19 protein-coding genes, 1 tRNA gene and 1 pseudogene are annotated in these 20,280 nt (G+C 70.3%); 10 read left to right on the top strand and 11 right to left on the bottom strand.

What is annotated here, in order from left to right; all coding sequences use genetic code 11:
• Positions 1–12: 12 nt before the first annotated feature.
• Positions 13–648 carry a LysE family translocator gene (locus HLH48_RS08175; protein ID WP_182997009.1) on the top strand — a complete coding sequence of 212 codons (636 nt, stop codon included), beginning with the start codon at positions 13–15 and terminating at the stop codon, positions 646–648.
• Positions 649–715: 67 nt separating this feature from the next.
• On the opposite strand, the gene HLH48_RS08180 is transcribed toward HLH48_RS08175, so the two are convergent.
• Positions 716–791: transfer RNA gene (locus HLH48_RS08180), tRNA-Asn, on the bottom strand.
• A 159-nt stretch (positions 792–950) separates the two neighbouring features.
• On the opposite strand from HLH48_RS08180, the gene HLH48_RS08185 reads away from it, so the two are divergent.
• Positions 951–2,048 (top strand): ABC transporter substrate-binding protein, encoded by a 1,098-nt coding sequence (locus tag HLH48_RS08185; protein WP_182997010.1) that lies wholly within the window; start codon positions 951–953, stop codon positions 2,046–2,048.
• Between the two features lie 19 nt (positions 2,049–2,067).
• Here the strand turns inward: HLH48_RS08185 and HLH48_RS08190 are convergent, their stop codons facing one another.
• Positions 2,068–3,519, bottom strand: a complete 1,452-nt coding sequence (locus HLH48_RS08190) for an NAD-dependent succinate-semialdehyde dehydrogenase (RefSeq protein ID WP_182997011.1) — start codon at positions 3,517–3,519, stop codon at positions 2,068–2,070.
• A 93-nt stretch (positions 3,520–3,612) separates the two neighbouring features.
• Here HLH48_RS08190 and HLH48_RS08195 point away from each other — a divergent pair, with 93 nt between their 5' ends.
• Positions 3,613–4,395: an IclR family transcriptional regulator gene (locus tag HLH48_RS08195; protein ID WP_182997012.1), complete on the top strand. Its 783-nt coding sequence runs from the start codon at positions 3,613–3,615 to the stop codon at positions 4,393–4,395.
• A 10-nt stretch (positions 4,396–4,405) separates the two neighbouring features.
• Here the strand turns inward: HLH48_RS08195 and HLH48_RS08200 are convergent, their stop codons facing one another.
• Together HLH48_RS08200 and HLH48_RS23910 are read right to left on the bottom strand one after the other, a co-directional pair.
• On the bottom strand, positions 4,406–5,137 hold the full coding sequence (locus HLH48_RS08200) for a TetR/AcrR family transcriptional regulator (RefSeq protein ID WP_182997013.1): 732 nt from the start codon (positions 5,135–5,137) through the stop codon (positions 4,406–4,408).
• A gap of 173 nt (positions 5,138–5,310) precedes the next feature.
• Positions 5,311–5,547, bottom strand: coding sequence for a hypothetical protein (locus HLH48_RS23910; RefSeq protein WP_182997014.1), 237 nt, complete (start codon positions 5,545–5,547; stop codon positions 5,311–5,313).
• Positions 5,548–5,852: 305 nt separating this feature from the next.
• Between HLH48_RS23910 and HLH48_RS08215 the strand changes: the two genes are divergently transcribed.
• The 4 genes and pseudogenes from HLH48_RS08215 to HLH48_RS08230 all read left to right on the top strand — a co-directional run bounded on the left by HLH48_RS08215 (position 5,853) and on the right by HLH48_RS08230 (position 9,216).
• The gene (locus HLH48_RS08215; RefSeq protein ID WP_281374927.1) at positions 5,853–6,164 is read left to right on the top strand and encodes an acyl-CoA dehydrogenase C-terminal domain-containing protein; all 312 of its coding nucleotides are present in this window, start codon (positions 5,853–5,855) and stop codon (positions 6,162–6,164) included.
• 42 nt (positions 6,165–6,206) lie between these two features.
• Positions 6,207–7,394: a thiolase family protein gene (locus tag HLH48_RS08220; protein WP_182997016.1), complete on the top strand. Its 1,188-nt coding sequence runs from the start codon at positions 6,207–6,209 to the stop codon at positions 7,392–7,394.
• A gap of 60 nt (positions 7,395–7,454) precedes the next feature.
• A pseudogene (locus tag HLH48_RS08225) lies at positions 7,455–8,778 on the top strand (acetyl-CoA hydrolase/transferase C-terminal domain-containing protein).
• 18 nt (positions 8,779–8,796) lie between these two features.
• Positions 8,797–9,216, top strand: a complete 420-nt coding sequence (locus tag HLH48_RS08230; protein ID WP_182997017.1) for an acyl-CoA thioesterase — start codon at positions 8,797–8,799, stop codon at positions 9,214–9,216.
• On the opposite strand, the gene HLH48_RS08235 is transcribed toward HLH48_RS08230, so the two are convergent.
• The 6 genes from HLH48_RS08235 to pncA all read right to left on the bottom strand — a co-directional run bounded on the left by HLH48_RS08235 (position 9,183) and on the right by pncA (position 15,517).
• The gene (locus HLH48_RS08235) at positions 9,183–10,055 is read right to left on the bottom strand and encodes an aromatic ring-hydroxylating oxygenase subunit alpha (protein WP_182997018.1); all 873 of its coding nucleotides are present in this window, start codon (positions 10,053–10,055) and stop codon (positions 9,183–9,185) included. The genes HLH48_RS08230 and HLH48_RS08235 overlap by 34 nt on opposite strands.
• 10 nt (positions 10,056–10,065) lie before the next feature.
• Complete coding sequence (locus HLH48_RS08240; protein ID WP_182997019.1) at positions 10,066–11,004, bottom strand: ABC transporter permease; 939 nt, start codon at positions 11,002–11,004, stop codon at positions 10,066–10,068.
• A complete protein-coding gene (locus tag HLH48_RS08245) occupies positions 11,001–12,071 on the bottom strand; it encodes an ABC transporter permease (RefSeq protein WP_182997020.1) in 1,071 nt (356 codons plus the stop codon). The genes HLH48_RS08240 and HLH48_RS08245 overlap by 4 nt, the downstream gene beginning before the upstream one ends.
• A complete protein-coding gene (locus HLH48_RS08250) occupies positions 12,071–13,651 on the bottom strand; it encodes an ABC transporter ATP-binding protein (RefSeq protein WP_343065397.1) in 1,581 nt (526 codons plus the stop codon). The genes HLH48_RS08245 and HLH48_RS08250 overlap by 1 nt, the downstream gene beginning before the upstream one ends.
• 34 nt (positions 13,652–13,685) lie before the next feature.
• Positions 13,686–14,810, bottom strand: coding sequence for a BMP family ABC transporter substrate-binding protein (locus HLH48_RS08255; RefSeq protein WP_182997022.1), 1,125 nt, complete (start codon positions 14,808–14,810; stop codon positions 13,686–13,688).
• 104 nt (positions 14,811–14,914) lie between these two features.
• Positions 14,915–15,517, bottom strand: coding sequence for a bifunctional nicotinamidase/pyrazinamidase (pncA, locus tag HLH48_RS08260; RefSeq protein ID WP_182997023.1), 603 nt, complete (start codon positions 15,515–15,517; stop codon positions 14,915–14,917).
• A 115-nt stretch (positions 15,518–15,632) separates the two neighbouring features.
• Between pncA and HLH48_RS08265 the strand changes: the two genes are divergently transcribed.
• Both HLH48_RS08265 and HLH48_RS08270 read left to right on the top strand, forming a co-directional pair.
• Positions 15,633–16,313, top strand: a complete 681-nt coding sequence (locus HLH48_RS08265) for a Rieske (2Fe-2S) protein (protein WP_182997024.1) — start codon at positions 15,633–15,635, stop codon at positions 16,311–16,313.
• Positions 16,310–16,936, top strand: coding sequence for a glutathione S-transferase family protein (locus HLH48_RS08270; RefSeq protein WP_182997025.1), 627 nt, complete (start codon positions 16,310–16,312; stop codon positions 16,934–16,936). The genes HLH48_RS08265 and HLH48_RS08270 overlap by 4 nt, the downstream gene beginning before the upstream one ends.
• Here the strand turns inward: HLH48_RS08270 and HLH48_RS08275 are convergent.
• Positions 16,927–18,273, bottom strand: a complete 1,347-nt coding sequence (locus tag HLH48_RS08275; RefSeq protein WP_182997026.1) for a hemolysin family protein — start codon at positions 18,271–18,273, stop codon at positions 16,927–16,929. The genes HLH48_RS08270 and HLH48_RS08275 overlap by 10 nt on opposite strands.
• A gap of 251 nt (positions 18,274–18,524) precedes the next feature.
• Here HLH48_RS08275 and HLH48_RS08280 point away from each other — a divergent pair, with 251 nt between their 5' ends.
• Complete coding sequence (locus HLH48_RS08280) at positions 18,525–20,144, top strand: GH39 family glycosyl hydrolase (RefSeq protein ID WP_182997027.1); 1,620 nt, start codon at positions 18,525–18,527, stop codon at positions 20,142–20,144.
• The last annotated feature ends 136 nt before the right edge of the window (positions 20,145–20,280 follow it).

A 20,280-nucleotide genomic window follows, 5' to 3' on the forward strand; every position in this document is an offset into this window, starting at 1 on the left:
GGAGGACGGACGATGATTCTGCCGGTGACCCATCTTGCCGCGTTCGCGCTGGTCGCGCTGGGCATGGCGCTGACGCCCGGCCCCAACATGATCTATCTGATTTCGCGCTCCATCTGCCAGGGGCCGCGCGCGGGGCTGGTCTCGCTGGGTGGGGTGGCGCTGGGGTTTCTCTTCTACATGCTGTGCGCCGCCCTGGGGATCACCGCGCTGGTGATGGCGGTGCCCTATGCCTATGACGCGCTGCGGCTGGGTGGGGCGGTGTACCTGCTTTATCTGGCATGGCAGGCGATCCGGCCCGGGGGGCGGTCGCCGTTCCAGGTGCGGGCGCTGGCGGCCGATGGCAATCGCCGGCTGTTTCTCATGGGGTTCATGACCAACCTGCTGAATCCCAAGATCGCCGTGATGTACCTGTCGCTGCTGCCCCAGTTTACCGTGCCCGGCGGAGCGATGCTGGCGCAGATCCTGATCCTGGGCTGTGCGCAGATCGTCATCAGCGTGCTGGTGAACGCGGCCATCGCGCTTTCCGCCGGCAGCCTGGCGCGCTTCCTGGATGCCAACCCGGGTTTCGCCAGGGCGCAGCGCTGGATCATGGCGAGCGTATTGGGCGGGCTGGCGGTGCGGATGCTGGCCGAGCGGCGGGGCGCGTGAAGGCCTGACCGCTTCGCCGGAGCCATGCATCGCTTGCGTATGAAGGCTGCCGGCATGGTCTGGAAAATGGCTCCCGAAGTAGGACTCGAACCTACGACCCAGCGATTAACAGTCGCTTGCTCTACCAACTGAGCTATTCGGGATCAGCGCCGGGGCACCGTATAGCGGAGGTTCGTGACGCAGGTAAAGCCCTTGGGAGGTTTTTTTTAACGGCTAGGACAGGATGCCCCAACCATGCGAAGACGGGGCACGGGCGCGGACGGGCATCGTGCCGGACAGGGCGGAAAGGGCCGGAGACACGGATGGATCAGAAGACCGGCCGATCCATGCCCGGGCCGACGCGCCGGCGCCTGCTTGTCGCCGGCTGCGCGGCGGGCGGGGCCGCTGTCGCGGGGGGGCTGGCGGTGCATTATCGCGCGCCCAGGCCCGTGGTATGGCACAAGATCGTGCCCGATGGCCGGGTGCGGCGGCTGGTCCTGTCCTGGCCGTCGTCGAATCGCCTGTTGTTCGCCGTCGCGCGGGACCGGTTCTTCGGGCCGTACAATCTGGAGGTGAGCCTGGTGGACGGGGCGCGCACCGGACGCTCGACCATCGCCGACGTGGTGGAGGGACGGGCCGTGGGCGCGGCGGCGCCGGTTCTGACCTGGCTGGACCGGTTTCGCCTGGGGACGATCCCCGTGCATCTGGCGTGCGGCCTGCAATCGGGCGCTTTCCGCCTGCTGGTGCGGCGGGGGGTGAAGGGGACGCGGCTGGAGAGTGTCGCGGGGATGCGAATCGCCGTGACGGACCCGGATATGGCCGACCGGCTCTTCTTTTCGGTGATGATGCGGCGCAAGGGCATCGACCCGGAAACGGCCGTGCATTGGGTGACGCTGGGGCCGGGGCAGGTCGAGGCGGCCGCGCGGGCGGGCGAGATCGACGCGGTGGCGGCGCATGACCCGCTGGCCTGGCGATGGCTGCACCTGCCCGATTCGCCGTTCTTCGAACTGGTCAACAGCACGACCGGCCATTATGGCGAGCGGACCAACCTGGCCCTGGGCCTGTCGGACACGCTGCTGCGCGGCGACCCCGTGGGGGCGGCGTCGCTGGTGATGGCGCTGCGCGCCGCGTCGGGCTGGATCAAGGCGCACCCCGACCAGGCCGCCGGCCTGATGGGGACGGTGGCCGATGGCATGGAGAGCGGCCAGGTGCTGGCCATGCTGCGGCACGAGACGCTGGGCATCAGCCCCGTGGGGAGCGACCTGCGGGTGCAGGTGTCGCAATATGTGGACGAGATGAAGCTGCTGGGCCGGGTGCCCGACACCGTCGGCTCGGCGGCCTATGCGCGCCGCCTGTGCGTCAACGTGCTGGAGGCCGACGAATCCGGGGCGCTGGCGATCCCCGCCGCCGGACCGGCCTGACGCCGGCGCGGCGGGCGGTTCAGCCGACCGCGGAGCAGAGATACTTGATTTCCAGATAGTCCTCGATGCCGTGGCGCGAGCCCTCGCGGCCCAGGCCCGACTGCTTGATGCCGCCGAAGGGCGCGACCTCGGTGGAGATCAGGCCGGTATTGTGGCCGACCATGCCGTATTCCAGCGCCTCGGCGACGCGCCAGACCCGCCGCGCGTTTTCGGTATAGAAATAGGCCGCCAGGCCGAATTCGGTGTCGTTGGCCATCGCGACCGCCTCTTCCTCGGTCTCGAAGCGGAACAGGGGGGCGACGGGGCCGAATGTTTCCTCGCGCGCCACCTTCATGGCCTGCGTCACGCCGGTCAGGATCGTCGGTTCGTAGAAATTGCCGCCGAGCGGGGGCTGCCGGCCGCCGGCGACCAGCGTGGCGCCGTGGGCCAGCGCGTCGGCGACGTGGGATTCGACCTTGCGGATCGCGTCGGCGTCGATCAGCGGGCCGATCGTCACGCCGGGTTCGGTGCCCGGACCCAGCTTGATCGTCCGCACCGCCTCGGCCAGGCGGCTCGCGAAGGCGTCATGGATGCCGGACTGGACATAGAGCCGGTTGGCGCAGACGCAGGTCTGGCCCGCATTGCGGTATTTCGAAACCAGGGCGCCCTCGATCGCCGCGTCGAGGTCCGCGTCGTCGAAGACGATGAACGGCGCGTTGCCGCCCAGTTCCAGGCTGAGTTTCTTGATGGTGGGCGCGCACTGGGCCATCAGGATGCGCCCGACCTCGGTCGAGCCGGTGAAGGAGAGCTTGCGTACCACGTCGGACGCGGTCAGCGCCCCGCCGATGGCGCGGGCATCGCCGGTGACGACCTGGAACACGCCGGACGGCACGCCCGCCCGTTCGGCCAGCGCGGCCAGGGCCAGCGCGGTCAGCGGTGTCTGTTCGGCGGGCTTGACGATCATGGTGCAGCCGGCGGCCAGGGCCGGCGCGGCCTTGCGGGTGATCATCGCGGCCGGGAAATTCCACGGCGTGATCGCGGCGCAGACGCCGACCGGCTGCCGGATGACCAGCAGCCGCTTGTCGGCGGTGGGGGCGGGAATCGTCTCGCCGTAAATGCGCCGGGCTTCCTCGGCGAACCATTCGAGGAACGAGGCGGCATAGAGGACCTCGCCCCTGGCCTCGGCCAGCGGCTTGCCCTGTTCGGCCGTCATCAGCGCCGCCAGGTCGTCGGCGTTGGCGACCGCCAGGTCGAACCACCGACGCAGGATGGCGCCGCGATCCCGCGCGGTGCGGGCCGACCAGGCGGGCAGCGCGCGGGCGGCGGCGGCGATCGCGGCTTCGGCCTCGGTCGCGCCCAGGTCGGGAACCTGGCCCACGGTGTGGCCGGTCGCCGGGTCGGCCACCTGGATGGGCCGCCCCGTGGAACCGACCCATTCTCCGTCGATCAGACAGGCCGACCGCAGCAGGGTCGGGTCTTTCAGTGTCACCATTGCCGCCTCCCGTTCGTTCAGTATATTGAACGATAGATCATCATAGTGAACTGTGGGAGCATCCTGTTTCCCCAGTCAAGGTGGGAGAGGCGGATGGGGGCTCACGATCGGATCAGCGCAGGTGGGGGGCATGTGCCCGCCCTGCGTCGGGCGGTGGCGATTCTGGATTATATTTCAGCCTCTTCCGAGGCGCCGACGCTCTCGGGGCTGGCGCGCGCGCTGGGGTTGCCCAAGAGCACGGCGCATGGGCTGGTGCAGGCGATGGAAGAACTCGGGCTGCTGGCGCGCGCGGCCGACGGCACCCTGCGGACCGGACCGCACTCGTTGCGCTGGGCCGGCGATTTCCTGGCCCGGACCGACCTCGTGTCCGCGTTCCGGCAGTCCATCGCCGAATCCTGGCGATCCGCGCAATTCACCGTGACGATGACGGTCCTGGACGGGAACGAGGTCGTCTATATCGCCTGTTCGGAGGCCAACCGGCCGCTGGACGTGGCCTTTCGCATCGGCATGCGGCTGCCGGCGCCCTTTACCGCGACGGGCAAGGCGCTGCTGGCGGCGCGGCCCGACCGGGACCTGGACGCGCTGTTCGCGCGGGGATTCCCGGCGCCGCTGACACGCTACAGCGTCGCCTCCATGCCCGACCTGCGGCGGGAACTGGCCGAGACGCGGCAGCGGGGCTTTTCGATCGATGACGGGCAGATCCGCGAGGGGTTGTTCTGCCTGGGGGCCACGGTCGGCGACCATGCCGGGCAGGCGGTGGCGGCGCTGGCCCTGTCGCTGACGCGCAGCGAGGCGTCGCCGGACATGGTGGCGATGCTGGGGCGGTCCCTGATGGACGCCGCCGCCGACCTGTCGCGCCGGCTCGGGGCTGGCTGACCGGCCGGCGTCAGGCCGCCGCGCGGCGCCTGCGGGCCGGCGACGCGGGCTTTTTGGGCACGTCCGCTGATTCCGGCGGGGTTTCGTGGCGGAAGATCGCGAGGATCTGGGTCGCGATCTCGGAGCGGGACATGCGGCCCTCGTGATACCAGGTATCGGCCGTGTTCAGCAGGCGCAGCAGCAGGATGCGATAGATCTGGCGGTCGATCCCGGCCGGCAGGGGCAGGGCGTCGACGATGTCGCGGAACAGGGCTTCGAACTGGTCGCGCTTGCGGACCAGGATGGCCTTCACCGCCTCGGGCACCGAGCGGAAATTGTTCATGATCGGCAGGGTGAGCGATTCGGGGTTGAGCTGGATTTCCAGCATCTCGGTGCAGGCGGCCTCCAGCCTTGCCCAGGGCGCGGTATGGGACGCCATGGCGGCGCGCACCCGCCGCGCCGCCGCGTCCAGCGCCCGGTCGTGGATTTCGATGAACAGGGCCTCTTTCGAGCGGATATGGTAGTAGAGCGACCCGCCCATCATGCCGGCCCGCTCCGCGATTTCGCGGATCGAGGTGGCCTTGTAGCCGTATTCGGCGAACAGCTTGGCCGCGATTTCCAGGATTTCCTGACGTCGTTCCGGATTGGGCGCCGTGTCGGCCGCCGACGGGGCGTGGGCACGGCCGCGCCTGACCGGGCGGCCCGGGGAATCGGCATGGGTCCTGTCCGGACCGGGGGGTCTGTGCTTCTGCCTCGCGTTCACGCCGCCCTGTGCTCCTGGTGTGTGCGTCCAGGCAATTCTTAATACATGGCCGGTTCATGTTCCATGGCCTGATGCGGATAACGCGGCCGGCCGGACGGCGCGTACTCAACCATGTGTGATGAAGCCCGCGGGTTTTAGGCCTCGACAGGCGCGGTGCCGCGCCATAGAGAACGTTAACTAACAAGTGTTTGGTATGGGCGGTGCCGGGCGAACCGGATGCGCCGTTGCGCGAAGACCTGTCTGTTTGTTGAAAAAAACCTGGCGAAATCGACGATAATCAGAACGACGGAGGGTGGCATGCCGTCCTGCTCGGCGCCGGTGCGCGACATGATGTTCCTGCTGGAGGATGTGTTCGACGCGCCCGCGATCTTCGCGCGACTGCCGGCCCATGCCGAGACCGACCTGGGCATGATCGAAAGCATCCTGGAGGAAGCGGGGCGTTTCTGCGCGGAGCGGCTCCAGCCGCTGAACGGGAGCGGGGATGTCGAAGGATGCCGGATCGAGAATGGCGTCGTGCGGACGCCGCGGGGATTCCGCGAGGCCTATGCCGCGTCTCGCGACGGCGGGTGGAGCGGACTGTCGGCCGAGCCTGAGTTCGGCGGGCAGGGCCTGCCGCGCACGGTGCAGATCCTGGTCGACGAGATGCTGTCGGCCGCCAACCTGTCCTTCGGGCTGTTTCCCGGCCTGACGCGGGGGGCCTGCGAGGCGCGCCGCCCTGGCCGAGGCGCTGGGCTTGCTGGAAGGCTGCACGCGCCGGCTGGTCGGGGGCGACCTGTCGTCGCCCGACGAGCGCAATGCCGCCGCCGTCGATTATCTGCGCCTGTTCGCGCTGGTCTGTTTCGGGTGGGTCTGGCTGCGCATGACCTTGGCGGCGCCGCGGCGCGACGACGGGACGGACCATGGGCGGCGCATCGTGGCGACGGCGCGTTTCTTCGCCGAGCGGGTGCTGCCCCAGGCGCGGGGGCTGGCGGCGCAGATCGGGGCGGGTGCCGGCGCGATCATGGCGCCGGACGCCGACTGGTTCTGAGCGGCCGGGCAGGCGCGCATCATCATATCGGAGTGTGCGATCATGAATCCTGACGATCCTGTCGTCATTGTTTCGGCGGCCCGGACGCCGGTCGGCTGGTTTCAGGGGGCGCTGTCGGGTGTGTCGGCGACCGAGCTGGGTGCCGTTGCGATCCGCGGGGCGCTGGATCGGGCCGGGCTGGCGGCCGACAGGTTCGATACGGTCCTGATGGGGTGCGTGCTGACCGCCGGGCTGCGCCAGAACCCCGCGCGGCAGGCGGCCCATGGCGCCGGCCTGCCGTTCGACGTTGCGACCGTGACGGTCAACAAGCTGTGCGGATCGGGGATGATGGCCATTGCGATGGGTCATGACGCGCTGCTGGCCGGCTCGGCCCGGGCGGTGGTGGCCGGCGGCATGGAATCGATGTCGAACGCGCCCTATCTGCTGCCCGGGGCCCGCCAGGGATACCGCCTGGGCCATGCCGGGGTGGTCGACCACATGTTTCATGACGGGTTGGAGGATGCGTACGAGCCCGGGCAACTGATGGGGCATTTCGCCGAGCAGACGGCGCGCGACTATGGGTTCGGCCGGGCGGAGCAGGATGATTATGCCCTGATGACGCTGGCGCGGGCACGCGCGGCGGTGGAGAACGGCGCGTTCGCGGAGGAGATCGTGCCCGTGAGCGTCAGGACCCGCAAGGGGGAGGCCGAGGTCGCGCGGGACGAGAACCCCCTCAAGGCCCAGCCGGACAAGATTCCGACTTTGCGCCCCGCCTTCGGCAGGGACGGGACCATCACGCCGGCCAGTTCGTCGGGCATTGCCGATGGCGCGGCGGCTGTGGTGCTGGTGCGTCGGTCCTGGGCCGGGCAGGAGGGATTGCCGGTCTTTGCCGCCATCCGCGCGCTGGCGGTGCATTCCCAGGCGCCGCGTGCCTTTACTCAGGCGCCGGTGCCGGCCATCCGCAAGGTGCTGGACCGCGCCGGGTGGGCGGTCGGCGACGTGGATCTGTTCGAGATCAACGAGGCCTTTGCCGTGACCGCCATGGTGGCGCAACGCGACCTGGAGATTCCGCCTGAAAAGCTGAACGTGAATGGCGGGGCCTGTGCGCTGGGGCATCCGATCGGGGCGACGGGGGCGCGGCTGGTGACCACTCTGCTGCATGCGTTGCGGGCGCGTGGGCTGCGGCGCGGGGTGGCTTCCGCCTGCATCGGCGGCGGCGAGGCGATCGCGATCGCGGTGGAACGGCCCTGATGGCCGGGCTCCCCGCCGGCCCCCGGGCAAGAAGCACGAAAAGATGACGAGGGGGACGCCATGACGGACGAGCGTGTCCGGAGCGTGGATTCCAGGCGCCGGGAAATGGGTGCGGACGAGGCGGCACGCCTGATCGCGCATGGCGACGTGGTGGGAATGGGTGGTTTCGGCCCCGGCGGCACGCCCAAGGCGCCGCCCCGGGCGCTGGCCGCCCGGGCCGTCGCGCGGCATGACCGGGGCGAGCCGTTCACGATCAGCCTGCTGACCGGTGCGTCCACCACGCCGGACGTGGCTGATCCGCGAAGATGGCGGCATCGTGCCCACCCTGGCCATCGGCAATGCCAAGACCTGGCTGGAAATGGCCGACCGGGTCATCATCGAGGTCAATGGCTGGCATACGACCGAGCTGGAGGGCATCCACGACATCTGGAGCGGCGACCGGGAAACCGGGGGGCGGATCCCGGCCCTGGGCTGGGCGGGGGAGCGGATCGGCGATGCGGTCCTGCGGGTCGCGCCCGAAAAGGTCGCGGCGGTGGTGCGGACCGACGAGGGCGATCTGGGCCAGTCGTTTCGCGCCGTGCCGGATGCCGCGCTGATCGCCGGCCATATCGTCGAATTCCTGAAGCACGAGGTGGCGCGCGGCCGGTTGCCCGCCACGCTGCCGCCTCTGCAATCGGGGGTGGGCAATATCGCCAATGCCGTCATGACCGCGCTGGCCGACGCCCCCTTTACCGACCTGACCGCCTATACCGAGGTGATCCAGGACGGGATGCTGGACATGGTCCGCAGCGGCAAGATGCGTGTCGTCTCCGGCGCGTCGCTCTATCTGAGCCGCGAGCAGGCGGCGGCGGCCAATGCGGACATGGCCTTTCTGCGCCCCCATCTGCTGCTGCGGCAGCAGGAGGTCAGCAACAATCCGGCGGTGGTGCGCGGCCTGAACTGCATTGCGATGAATGCCGGGATCGAGGCGGACATCTACGGCAACGTCAATTCCTCCCGCGTCATGGGATCGCGGGTGCAGAACGGCATCGGCGGGTCGGGCGATTTCGCGCGGAGCGCGCTGCTGTCGATCTTCATGCTGCCGTCGGTTGCGCGGGGCGGGTCCATTTCCTCGATCGTGCCGATGGTGTCGCATGTCGACAACATCAACCAGGACGTTCATGTGCTGGTGACCGAACGGGGGCTGGCGGACCTGCGCGGCCTGTCGGCGCGGCAGCGGGCGCGGGTGATCGCCGAGAACTGCGCGCATCCCGATTTCCGGCCGCGACTGCGCGACTACATGGCGCGCGCCCAATCCCTGGGCGGCGGCGACACGCCCCATCTGCTGGGCGAAGCCCTGTCGTGGCATCAGCGCTTTATCGAAACGGGATCGATGCGCCTTTGAGAGCGGAGGATCGGACGCATGGACGGCAATGACGACGGACCTGACGACGGCGACGAACTGACGATCCGGGTCATCGCCATGCCGGCGGATACCAATCCGACGGGGGATATCTTCGGCGGCTGGCTGGTGTCGCAGATGGACCTGGCCGCCAGCACCACCGCCGCGCAATGCGCGCGGGGACGATGCGCCACCGTGGCGATCGACGAGCTGAGGTTTCATCGGCCGGTGGCGGTGGGCGACGAAGTCAGCATCTATATCCGCCTGCTGAAGGTCGGGCGGACCTCGATGACCATCGGCGTGACGGCGTGGCGGCGGGTGCGGCACACCAGGCAGGTGCAGAAGGTCACGCAGGCGCGGTTCGTCTTCGTCGCGCTCGATGGCGATGGCCGGCCGCGGCCGGTCGATCAGCCGCCCGACGCGGCGCCGGTGGCGCCGTAGCGCACCCGCTTTTCCTTCAGCCAGCGGCGATAGGCGACCGAGAGCGAGTCCGCGCGGGTCGGGATTTCGGCGCGCGCGTCCAGCGGCAGCAGGCGGGGGCGCTGGTTTTCGAGAATGATCCGGTCCTGGAGGAAGATCTTCTGCTGGAACTGGATCAGGTCGGCCTGGGCCGAGATGTCGTCGATCAGGAACATGACCGGGTGGGCGCGGCAGCGCTCGGGCTGTGTCGGCTGGACGAACAGGGCGATGACGTCGGGGCGCAGCGCGTCGTTGGGGCAGGTCTTGTACAGCAGGGTCACGAACGGCGAGGCGACGCGGTAGATATAGCCCGTGTCCTGCCCGGCCGCCGCCGACAGGGCGGCCTGCGGCTGGTGGAAGCGGCAGTCGGTGGCCCAGACCTCGTCGACGTCGCGCCGCCATTCGGCGTGGTAGCGGCTGACCTCGGTCTGGGGTTCGGCGCCCAGGATGTTGGTGTGGACGAAGGGGAAATGCGCCATGTCGAGGAAGTTCTCGACCACGCGCAGGCCCGAGGCATGGACGTCGATCGAGCCGCAGCAGACCAGCCGGCGATCGGGCTCGTCGGCCTCGGGGATGGCGAGCGGCGTGGCGGGGGGCGTGCCGAGGCTGGTCCACAGGCAGCCATGGCGTTCGGCGACCGGCAGGGGGGTGTCGCGCCCCTCGGCCAGGACCTGTATCGTGCCGCAGGCGGCGCGCCGGATCGTCAGCGCCACGCCGAGCAGGCGCGTGCGGGTGGCGGCCGGTCCCGTCGTTTCGAGAAAGCCGACCGCGTGCCAGGCATCGAGCACGGCGCGGTCTTCCGGGTCCACGCGATGGGACATTGGATTCTCCTTACCGCACGTCGCGGTGGTAGGGCACGCCGAGCGCCGCCGGGGCGGCCATGATGCGGCGCATGCGGTGCCAGACGATCACCGGCACGATGATGAACGCGATCGTGCCCAGATAGGGCAGCATGTTGAGGAAAGCGGGGGCGATCGGCCAGTTGCGCGCCTGGCCGACGAAGGACAGCGCGGTGACCAGCCCGAACAGCAGGCCCGACAGGGTGGCGCCGAAGGGCCGGTAGCCGGCGAAGATGACCAGGGCCAGCGCGATCCAGCCCCTGCCCGCCACCAGCCCTTCGGACCAGACGGGGACATAGGTGAGGGTGAGGTAGCCGCCGGCGGCGCCGGCCAGGCCGGCGCCCAGCGTGACGTACCAGAAGCGCAGCGCGGTGACCGGCAGGCCGGCGGCGTCGGCCGCCGCCGGGTTTTCGCCCACCGCGCGCATCGCCAGCCCGTGGCGGGTGTGGAACATCACCCAGTGCGCCAGGGCCGGCAGGACCAGGTAGATCAGGTAGACGGGCAGGTTCTGGCCGAAGACGGCCGGGCCGATCACCGGCAGGGAGGACAGGCCGGGAATGGGCACGCGGCCGAAGGTGGCGGGTGAGGGCACGCCCGCGTAGTCGTGGCCGATGGCGGCCGACAGGCCGAGGCCGAGGAACGTGACCGCCAGCCCGCACAGCACCTGGTTGGCGCGGACGATGACGGTGGCGAAGGCGAAGGCCATGCCGCCGGCGACACCGGCCAGGGTCGCCGCCAGCAGACCCAGCCACGGGTCGGGGGTGGCCACCACGGTGATGATGGCGACCACCGCGCCCAGCGACATCAGGCCCTCGACGCCCAGGTTGGTAACGCCGACGCGTTCGGCCAGGACCTCGCCCAGCGCCGCCAGCGCCAGGACGCCGCCGGCCAGGACGGCGGTGGAGAGCATGCCGGTCAGCAGGTCGATCATGGCCGGGCCTCCGCGCCCGTGGTGGCTCGGCGGACCGTGACGGGGCGGTAATGGGCCAGCTCGTCGGCGATGGCGATCATGAACAGCACCAGTCCCGTGATGGCCAGGACGGCCGACGCCGTGAGCTGCTGGGTTTGCAGCACGATGCCCGCATCGAGGATGAAGGCCATCAGCAGGGCGGCGGGCAGCACGTTGAGGCAGGATCCGCGTGCCAGCACCGCGACCACGATGCCGAAATAGCCGAAATTGTTGGCGAGCCCGCCTTGCAGCCGATGCACGGTGCCCGCGACCTCGAACATGCCCGCCAGCGCCGCCAGTCCGCCCGACAGCAGCATCGCGCCCAGGATGCGGGCGCGCACCGGAATGCCGGCATAGCGGGCGGCCTGGTCGTTCGCGCCGCCGATGGTGATCTGATAGCCCCAGCGCGTGCGGGTGGTCAGCCAGGCGAGCGCCAGCACGATGGCGAGGGCAATGGGGAAGCCCCAATGCACCACGCCCCAGATTTCGGGGATGCGGACCGGCAGCCGGCCGGTCGAGGCCAGCGCGCCGGTGACGCGGTCGTGCCACGGGCCGACCGCCAGATAGGTGGTGAGCAGCCCGGCGACGAAATTGAGCAGCAGGGTGGTGATGATCTCGTTGACGCCGGCATAGGCGCGGGCCAGGGCGGGGAGCAGGATCCAGCCCATGCCGCAGGCGATGCCGCAGGCGGCCATCAGCGGCAGCACCAGCCAGGCCGGGCCGGGCAGGAACAGGCCGACCGCCGTGGCGCCGATGGCGCCGGCGTAGAACTGGCCCTCGGCGCCGATATTCCACACGCCGATCCGCCCGGTGACGGTCACGGCCGCGCCGGTGAGCAGCAGGGGGGTGAGGAACAGCGCCAGGTCTTCCAGCCCGAAGCGGGAGCCCACGGCGGAGCGCACCACCAGGTCGGCCAGCAGGCGCGGGTCGCGGCCCGACAGGGCGAGAAACAGGGTGGTGATCGCCAGGGCGGCGGCGATGGCCCCCGCGCGCCAGGCCAGCCGGCGGGCCGGCGTGACGGTGGGCAGACGGTGCAGCGTGCCGGCCATCAGGCGTGTCCTCCGCCCGATGTCGGGCCGTTCGGTGCCGATCGGCCGCCCATCAGCAGGCCGATCGTTTCCATATCCGCCGTCGCGGCGTCGATCGTGGCCATCAGCCGGCCGTGGAACAGGACGCCGATCCGGTCGGCGACGTTCAGCAGTTCCTCCAGGTCCTCGGACACCAGGACCACCGCCACGCCCTGGTCGCGCAGGTCGGTCAGATAGCGCAGCACGGTGGCGATGGCGCCGATATCCAGGCCCCGGCTGGGGTAGGCCGCGACCAGCACCCGGCTGGCGATGCGGATCTCGCGCCGTGCCACCAGACGCTGCTGGTTGCCGCCGGACAGGTTGCGGATGGGGGTGGCGAGGTCGGGCACGCGGACCTCGGCGGCCGCGACGATCGTGCCGGCCAGGCGGGCGGCGGCGGCGCGGTCGTAGAGGCCGTGGCGGCCGATCGGCGGCCGGGCATATTCGCGCAGCGCCATGTTGTCGGTGATGTCCAGCGACGGCGCCAGGCCGCTGCGCAGCCGGTCCTCGGGGATATGGCCGATGCCGGCGCGGGCGAAGGCGGCCGGGTCGGCCAGCGGGACCGGCGCGCCGTCGAGCAGGACGGTGCCCGCCGAAAGGGGCATCATGCCGGTGAGGACCTGGGTAAGCTCGCGCTGGCCGTTGCCGGCCACGCCGGCGATGCCGAGGATTTCGCCGCCATGCACGTCCAGCGTGACGTCGCGCAGGGTTTCGATGCCGCGCGCATCGCGGCAGGAGGCGCCGCGCAGGCTCAGGACGGGCGCGGCGGCGCCAGGGTCGCGGGCGATCGCGGCGGCGCCGGGGGCGCGGGCGCGCAGGTCGCGGCGCACGATCTCGCGCCCGACCATGATGGTGGCGAGGCCGGCGGCGGTGCAGTCGGCCGTGCGCCAGGTGCCGACATGGCGGCCGGCGCGCAGGATGCTGATGCGGTCGGAGATGTCGATGACCTCGTCCAGCTTGTGGCTGATCAGGATCACGGCGTTGCCCCGGGCGCGGAAGGCGCGCAGGGCGCGGAACAGGTCGCGCGTTTCGGCCGGGGTCAGCACCGCCGTCGGTTCGTCGAGGATCAGCAGGCGGGCCTGGCGAGCCAGCACGCGCAGGATTTCCACCCGCTGCTGCTCGCCCGCCGACAGGTCGGCGACGACGGCGTCGGGGCGGACGGAAAAACCGAACCGCTCGGACAGGGCGCGGGTGCGGGATTCCAGTGTTTTCGCCGAGGCGCGGAACGGGGTTTCGCGCCAGCCGAGATGGATGTTCTCGGCCACCGTGAAGGCGGGGACCAGCTTGAAATGCTGGTGGACCATGCCGATGCCGGCGCGGATCGCGTCCTGCGGGGCGGCGAAGCTCTGGCCGTAGCCGTCGAGGATGATCTCGCCGCCGTCGGGCTGGTAGATGCCGGTCACGACATTCATCAGCGTGGACTTGCCGGCGCCGTTTTCGCCCAGCAGGGCGTGGATCTCGCCCGGCGCGACGTCCAGGCTGACATCCTGGTTGGCGATCACGCCGGGGAAATATTTGCAGATCCCCTGCAATTGCAGGATCGGCGGCGTGCCGGGGGCGATGGGGGGCGGGCCGTCGGCCGGGGCGTGGCGCGGGTCAGTCAAGGCCGGTGACTCCCTCGACCGCCCAGTCCCACTGATAGATCCGGGCATCGTCCATCACCTCGCCGGCCGTCACGCGGAGGCGGCCGGCGGCGTCGCGGATCGGGCCGCGAAACGGGTTGTAGCCGGCCATGATCCGCGCGCGCATCGCATCGGCGCGGGCCGCGACCTCCGGCGGGACGGTGCGGCCCCATGGGTCGCGGTCCACCCCGTGGCCGAGGGTGAGGAAATGGCCCTCGGGCCGCCAGGTGCCGGCCAGGCGGGCGCGCACCTGCTCGACATAATAATCGCGGAAATCCAGCGTGACGGAACTGACATAGGCCTCCGGCCCGTATCGGCGCATGTCGGTGTTCCACATCGCCGCCTTGATGCCGCGCTGTTCGGCCACGCGCAGATAGGCGGGCTCGTCCATGATGCCGCACAGGAAGTCGCAGCCATTCTCGGCCAGCGCGGTGCCGGCCTGGGTCGCGGCCTGCGGGTCGAACCAGGCATTGATCGAGATCGCCTGCATGGTGACCGCCGGGTTGACCGAGCGCGCGCCCAGCAGCACCGCATTGGTGCCGGCATAGACGGACGGAATGGGAAACGAGCCGACGAAGCCGATCTTGTTGGTGCGGGTCATCAGTCCGGCGGCGATGCCGATGACGTAGCTGGCATACCAGTGGGTGATGTAATACCAGCCCAGATTGCCGGTGACGGCATGGCCGTCGCATTCCACGAACGCCACGTCGGGGGCGCGGTCCGACACGTCGCGGATGAAATCGCCGTAGTTCGAGGTGGCGATGACCATCTGCGCGCCCTCGGCCACGAACTGGCGGAAGATGCGCGTGGCGTCGGCAGAGTAGGGCACGCTTTCGACATAGATCGTGCGCAGGCGGGGAAAGGCCTTTCGTACCGCCTGCACGCCCTGGTCGTGCATCATCGTCCAGCCGCCGTCGGTGACCGGGCTGGTATGGCCGAAGGCGACCAGCGCGTCGGCCTCGGCCACTGGGGGCAGGAGGCGGCCCTGCGCCCGCAGGCCGGGCGGGCGCAGCAGGCCGCCCCCGGCCGCGCCGGCCGCCAGCCCCAGCAGATGGCGCCGCGATGCGAGCAGCCGCCCGTTCGGCGCGCGCGTGATCATGCCCGACCTGGAATGGTCATGGTTCGGTATTCCCCCCTCGATGATCCCGGGCCGGTCCCACCCGGCGCCGGGTCGTTCCCCCCGGAACAGGCCGTGCCTCCGTCCTACAGGCCGGCGAGATCGGCGGCCTGGACACGTTCGATGCCGTGCTGCGCCAGGACCTGCCATGTGGCCTGCGGGTCGGGGCCGACCGCGCGACATGCATCTTCGACCACGATCGCCGCGAAACCAAGGGCCTTCGCGTCGATGGCGGTGGCGCGCACGCAATAATCCAGCGCCAGCCCGACGATGAAGACACGGTTTATGCCCAGTCCGGCCAGCCACGAATCGAGCCCGGTGCGCGTGGCGCCGTCATTGTCCAGGAAGGCCGAATAGCTGTCGATATCCGGGTCGCGGCCCTTGCGGATCACCATGCCGATTCGCGCCTGGTGCAGCGCGGCCGCCAGTTCGGCGCCATGCGTGCCCGCCACGCAATGGTCGGGCCAGTGATCGGGCGTGGCCTTTCGCCCGTGGGTGCTGGCGAAGGAGACATGGCCGTGCGGATGCCAGTCCTGGCTGGCCGCCTGCTGGCCGAAGGGCAGGAGGGTCAGGTGGTTGACGACCGGGATGACCGCGTCGCCCTGCGGCACGGCGAGGGCGCCGCCGGGCAGGAAATCGTTCTGGAGATCGATGGCCAGCAGGGCGTCATGGACGGTGACGTGGATCATGGCGGACCTCCGCTCGGTACGGTTGCGGAACAGGGATGGCACGTTTCGGACGGTCGGGCTATCGGGGATTCGGTGCCGTGGGCGGGCATGGGCCGGGGGCGAAGGAGAGGCGGGGATGAGCGTGACGCGTGAGGGCGGATGGTATCCGCTGATGCTGTCGGCGGATCTGGAGACGGGGACGGTGGCCGGCAGTGCCGTGCCGGGGCGGGACCTCGCGGTGTGGCGGGACGGGCAGGGGCGGGCGCATGTGTGGGACGATCGCTGCCCGCATCGCGGCATGCGGCTGAGCCTGGGCTTTGTGCGCGAGGGAGCGCTGGCGTGCCTGTATCATGGCTGGCGCTTCGGGGCGGAGGGGCGGTGCGTGCATATTCCGGCGCATCCGGACCTGGCGCCGCCGGGGACGATCCGCACCGTGCCGTTGCCTGTCGCGGAGCGCCATGGGCTGGTCTGGGCCTCGGTCGGCGCGGCCGGGGTCCAGCCGGAGGGCGATCCGGCGATGGAGGCGGCCGCATGGCTGCCGGTGCGCTCGGTAAGGATCGAGGCGCCGTGGCGGGATGTGGCGCGCGCGGTCGGGATGCCGGAAGGGCGGCGGGCCGCCGTGCTGGACCGCGATGTGGACGGCCGGGTGCTGGCGGCCCTGCTGCCGGTCGGGGCGGGGGCGTGCATGCTGCATCTACTGGCCGCCGCGCCGGCCGGGGTGGAGCGGCTGCATGATCTGGCCGATTGGGGGCGGGATGTGCGGTCGCGGGCGGAGGAACGGGCCGGGCGGGCCTGTCTGGCGGGGATCGTGGCATGAGCGACCTGGTGCTGCACGACGACGATCTGGACGAGGATTGCTATCGGGCGCGGCTGTTCCTGTCGCTGCTGGGGCTGGAGGCGCGCCGGGTCGCGGTCGATGTCGTGCCCGGCGGCGAGCAGGACGGGCCGGCATTTCGGGCCGTTTCGCCGGCCGGGATGCTGCCGGTGCTGCGGATCGACGGGCAGAAGGTCTGCGGGGCCGGGGCCGTGCTGCTGGCGCTGGCGCATGGGCGGCCGGAGTGGCTGCCCGGGGAGCGCGCGGATTTCGCGCGGGTGGCGCACTGGCTGCACTTCGCCGGCGGGCCGTTGCGGGCGACGCTGCTGATGCGGCGGGCCTGCCTGTTCGGCGGCGCGGGGGACGCGCCATCCGCCCGCCGGCGGGCGGCGGTGGGGGCGTTGCGGATCATGGAGGACCATCTGGCCCAGCGGCGGCTGGAGGGCGGGACGTGGTTCGTGGGCGAGGGGGCGACGGTGGCGGATGTCGCGCTGTTTCCCGCCGCCGCGCTGTGTCGGGACTGGGGGGAGGAGTATTCCGCCTATCCCGCGCTGCGGCGCTGGGTCCGCGCGGTGCGGGCGCTGCCGGGCTTTGTCGGCATGCCCGGCATCCCGGATTATGGCTGATCGGCGTCCGCGCGGCGGGGGCGGCGCGTGACCAGGAGCTGGTTGATGCGGAAGCCCTCGACGTCCACGACCTCGAAGAGGAAATGATAGGCCTCGACCTTGTCGGCCTTGCGCGCCATGCGGCGCAGCCGGTGCATGACGAAGCCGCCGATCGTATCGAAATGATGGCTGTCGGGCAGGTCCGGCACCCCGAGTTCGCGGATTACGTCGCCGATCGGGGCGGCGCCGTCGATCAGCCATGAATTCTCGTCGCGGCGGACGATGGCCTGTTCCTCGAACGGGTTGGCCAGCCCGTCCATCAGCGCGCCCATGATGTCCTTGAAGGTGATCAGCCCCACCACCAGCCCGTATTCGTTGACGATCAGGGCGAAGCCCGCGCCGTGCGTGTCGAACTGGGCCAGCGTGTCCCACAGGTTGAGCGTGTCGGGCAGCGACAGCACGTCGCGCCGCATGCGGGAGATCTGCTTGGCTACCGGCAGGATCGTCGCCGCCGGGTCGACATCCTCGGGCTTTTCCACCACGGCGGCCAGCACGTCCTCGGCGCGGATCGAGCCGATGACGTTGTCCAGCCCGCCATTGCAGAGCGGGTAGCGGGAATAGGGCTTGACCCGCACCTTGTCGCGCTGGCTTTCGGCGCTTTCCTGCATGTCGAGGAACACGATCTCGTCGCGCGGGGTCATGGCCGAGGTCACCGAGCGGTCTTGCAGGCCCAGGACGTTCTGGATCATCTGGTGTTCCTGCTCCAGCAGCACGCCCGAGGCGGTGCCGGCGGCCAGGATGGCGCGGAGGTCTTCCGGCGTGACCGGCTCGACGGCCGAGGCGGCCGGGATCTTGAGCGCGCGCAGGATGACGTCCGACATCCTGGAGAAGATCCAGACCAGCGGATACAGCAGCTTCAGCGCGATGGCGGGGAACCAGCCGATGCTCAGCGCCACCCGGTCGGGCGCGTTCATGGCGATGCGCTTGGGCAGCAGGTCGGCGAACAGCACGAACAGGCTCGTGATCAGCACGAACGAGGCGGCGGAGGCCACGTGCCCGGCCAGCCCGTCCTCGAGCCCGGCGCGGCGCAGGATATCGGCCAGCGGCGGGGTGAGCATGTCGCTGCTGATGACGCCGCCCAGCACGCCCACCGCGTTGAGGCAGATTTGCAGGACCGTCACCACCTGCCCGCTGTTGCGGCGCAGGCGCAGGAAGTTCACCGCGCGGCTGTCGCCGGCCTCGGCGCGCGTGCGCAGCCGCACCTCGCGCGCCGCCGCGAACGAGATCTCGGACAGGGCGATCAGGATGCTGAACCCGATCAGGATCACGACCGCGACCAGACCGGCCAGCAGCATCATGCCGGTGCCTCCGTCCGCGCGGCGGGGCCGGGACAGGGTGCCAGGTCGGTGGCGGGACGGCGGATGGGGGCCGGGCGGCCCTGGGCGCAATGGGTCATGAGGCGGGTAATCTAGCCCATCCGGTGCCCTTTCGGCCAGCCGGATGCCCCCCGGGGACGGCCTGCGCGGAGGAGGCGCGGATTTGACAAGCGGACGCCGATTGCGATGCTCTCCGGCTTCCCCGATCAGGAGCGGCGGTGTTGAGGAAGAGGATGGCCAGGTTTCGGACGGTCCGGGTCTGTTGGGCGGCGATCGTGCTGATGGCGGGCGGTGTGTCGTGGTCCGCCCGGGCGGGGTCCGGGGTCGGGGCTGGGGACGATCCGGCCTTCGTGGAGATCGACGCGACCGGCGCCGGGACGCCGTTCCTGCATAGCTGGGAGCAGGCGTTCGGCTCGGATCGCGCCGATATGGCCCTGACGGAGAGCTATCTGCGGAACGCGGACCGGACGCGGCAGGCGACCGGCTTTCGCTATGTGCGGTTCCACGGCATCTTCGACGATGCCATGGGCATCATGGCGCCCGATGGCGCCGGCCGCATGCATTATAACTTCCGCAAGGTCGATGCCGTGTATGACGGCCTGCTGGCGCATCATATCCGGCCGCTGGTCGAACTGTCCTTCATGCCCAGCGCCATCGGCAGCGACGTCCTGCGCCGCGATGGCGGGCTGGAGCCGCTGGTCGATTGGAAAGCGGATGATCGGGCCAGGCCCATTACGGATTATAGCGGCGGGACGCTGTGGTACCGTGCCAACGTCACCTTTCCCGCGCACATGGCCGACTGGACCGCCCTGATCCGCGCCTTCGTCGAACATCTCGAACAGCGTTATGGCGCCGGGGAAGTCCGGCAATGGCCTTTCGAGGTCTGGAACGAGCCCAATCAGGCGACCTGGGTGGCGCAGCCGAAGATGGCGACCTATTTCGCCCTGTACGACAATACCGCGCGCGCCATCAAGGCGGTCGATCCGGCCCTGCGTGTCGGCGGGCCCGCGACGGGGGCCATCCACTGGGTCGGCGCGTTCGTCGACCATGTGACGCGGGAGCGTGTGCCGGTCGATTTCGTCTCGACGCATATTTATGCCAACGATCCGCCCGATCTGCTGCGATTGCCGAAATCGCCCGACAATACCGGCAATGTCGTGTGCGACGCGACGCGGACCGCGCGCCGCGCGATCGATCGCGCCGGGCATGCGGACCTGCCGCTTTATATCACCGAATTTGGTGCCGACTGGGATATTCATAACGGCAGCGCGGATCGTCCATGGGTCGCGCCCTGGATCGCGCAGACGGTGCATGATTGCGACGGGCTGGCGCCGATCATGTCCTACTGGACGTTTTCGGACGATTTCGAGGAACAGGGCGTGGCGGCCGACGAATTGCCGGGAGCGTACGGGCTGCTGACGACCCACGGGATTCCCAAGCCCGCGTTCAATGCCTTCGCGCTGCTGCATCGGTTGGGAAACCGGCGGCTGCCGACCGGACCGGGCGGCGGCGATGTGCTGGCGACGCGCAGGCAGGATGGCGTGATCGCCGTCGCGCTGTGGAACCGCGATGCGGACAAGCCGCGGGCGCGGCATCTGGCGTTCAGGGGGCTGGCATCGGTTCGGGGCGCCACGGTGATCGTGATCGACCGGGCCCATGGCACGCCCGCTGCCCTGTTCGAGGCCATGGGGCGGCCCGCGTCGCCCACGCCCGGGCAGGCGCGGGCCCTGATGGCGGCCGCGCGCCTGCCGGCACCGCGAAGGGCGGCGGCGTGCGGGGAGGCGGGCCGGTGCGACATCATGCTCCCTCCTGAAAGCCTGGCCCTGTTGCTGGTGCCGGCGCGGACGGACTGATGGGGAGGAGGCGCGGCGCGGGTGCGGTTTTGGCCTTGGTGCGATCTTTCCGGCGCCTGCCTCCGACGCTTTTGCCGTTGCCAGGACTTTCCGGTAACGAACAGGATATCGATCTGGCCCAGGCCACGCGGCTGGT

Source organism: Gluconacetobacter sacchari (assembly GCF_014174255.1).
Taxonomy (GTDB): Bacteria; Pseudomonadota; Alphaproteobacteria; order Acetobacterales; family Acetobacteraceae; genus Gluconacetobacter; species Gluconacetobacter sacchari.

Excerpts from the sequence above, each read along its gene's own strand:
- HLH48_RS08195 (WP_182997012.1), top strand. The coding sequence starts at position 3,613 with ATGGGGGCTCACGATCGGATCAGCGCAGGTGGGGGGCATGTGCCCGCC.
- HLH48_RS08255 (WP_182997022.1), bottom strand. The coding sequence starts at position 14,810 with ATGATCACGCGCGCGCCGAACGGGCGGCTGCTCGCATCGCGGCGCCAT.
- HLH48_RS23910 (WP_182997014.1), bottom strand. The coding sequence starts at position 5,547 with ATGCCCAGGTCGGTCTCGGCATGGGCCGGCAGTCGCGCGAAGATCGCG.
- HLH48_RS08220 (WP_182997016.1), top strand. The coding sequence starts at position 6,207 with ATGAATCCTGACGATCCTGTCGTCATTGTTTCGGCGGCCCGGACGCCG.
- HLH48_RS08280 (WP_182997027.1), top strand. The coding sequence starts at position 18,525 with ATGGCCAGGTTTCGGACGGTCCGGGTCTGTTGGGCGGCGATCGTGCTG.
- HLH48_RS08175 (WP_182997009.1), top strand. The coding sequence starts at position 13 with ATGATTCTGCCGGTGACCCATCTTGCCGCGTTCGCGCTGGTCGCGCTG.
- HLH48_RS08230 (WP_182997017.1), top strand. The coding sequence starts at position 8,797 with ATGGACGGCAATGACGACGGACCTGACGACGGCGACGAACTGACGATC.
- HLH48_RS08190 (WP_182997011.1), bottom strand. The coding sequence starts at position 3,519 with ATGGTGACACTGAAAGACCCGACCCTGCTGCGGTCGGCCTGTCTGATC.
- HLH48_RS08185 (WP_182997010.1), top strand. The coding sequence starts at position 951 with ATGGATCAGAAGACCGGCCGATCCATGCCCGGGCCGACGCGCCGGCGC.
- HLH48_RS08265 (WP_182997024.1), top strand. The coding sequence starts at position 15,633 with ATGAGCGTGACGCGTGAGGGCGGATGGTATCCGCTGATGCTGTCGGCG.
- HLH48_RS08240 (WP_182997019.1), bottom strand. The coding sequence starts at position 11,004 with ATGATCGACCTGCTGACCGGCATGCTCTCCACCGCCGTCCTGGCCGGC.
- HLH48_RS08275 (WP_182997026.1), bottom strand. The coding sequence starts at position 18,273 with ATGATGCTGCTGGCCGGTCTGGTCGCGGTCGTGATCCTGATCGGGTTC.
- HLH48_RS08245 (WP_182997020.1), bottom strand. The coding sequence starts at position 12,071 with ATGGCCGGCACGCTGCACCGTCTGCCCACCGTCACGCCGGCCCGCCGG.
- HLH48_RS08270 (WP_182997025.1), top strand. The coding sequence starts at position 16,310 with ATGAGCGACCTGGTGCTGCACGACGACGATCTGGACGAGGATTGCTAT.
- pncA (WP_182997023.1), bottom strand. The coding sequence starts at position 15,517 with ATGATCCACGTCACCGTCCATGACGCCCTGCTGGCCATCGATCTCCAG.
- HLH48_RS08235 (WP_182997018.1), bottom strand. The coding sequence starts at position 10,055 with ATGTCCCATCGCGTGGACCCGGAAGACCGCGCCGTGCTCGATGCCTGG.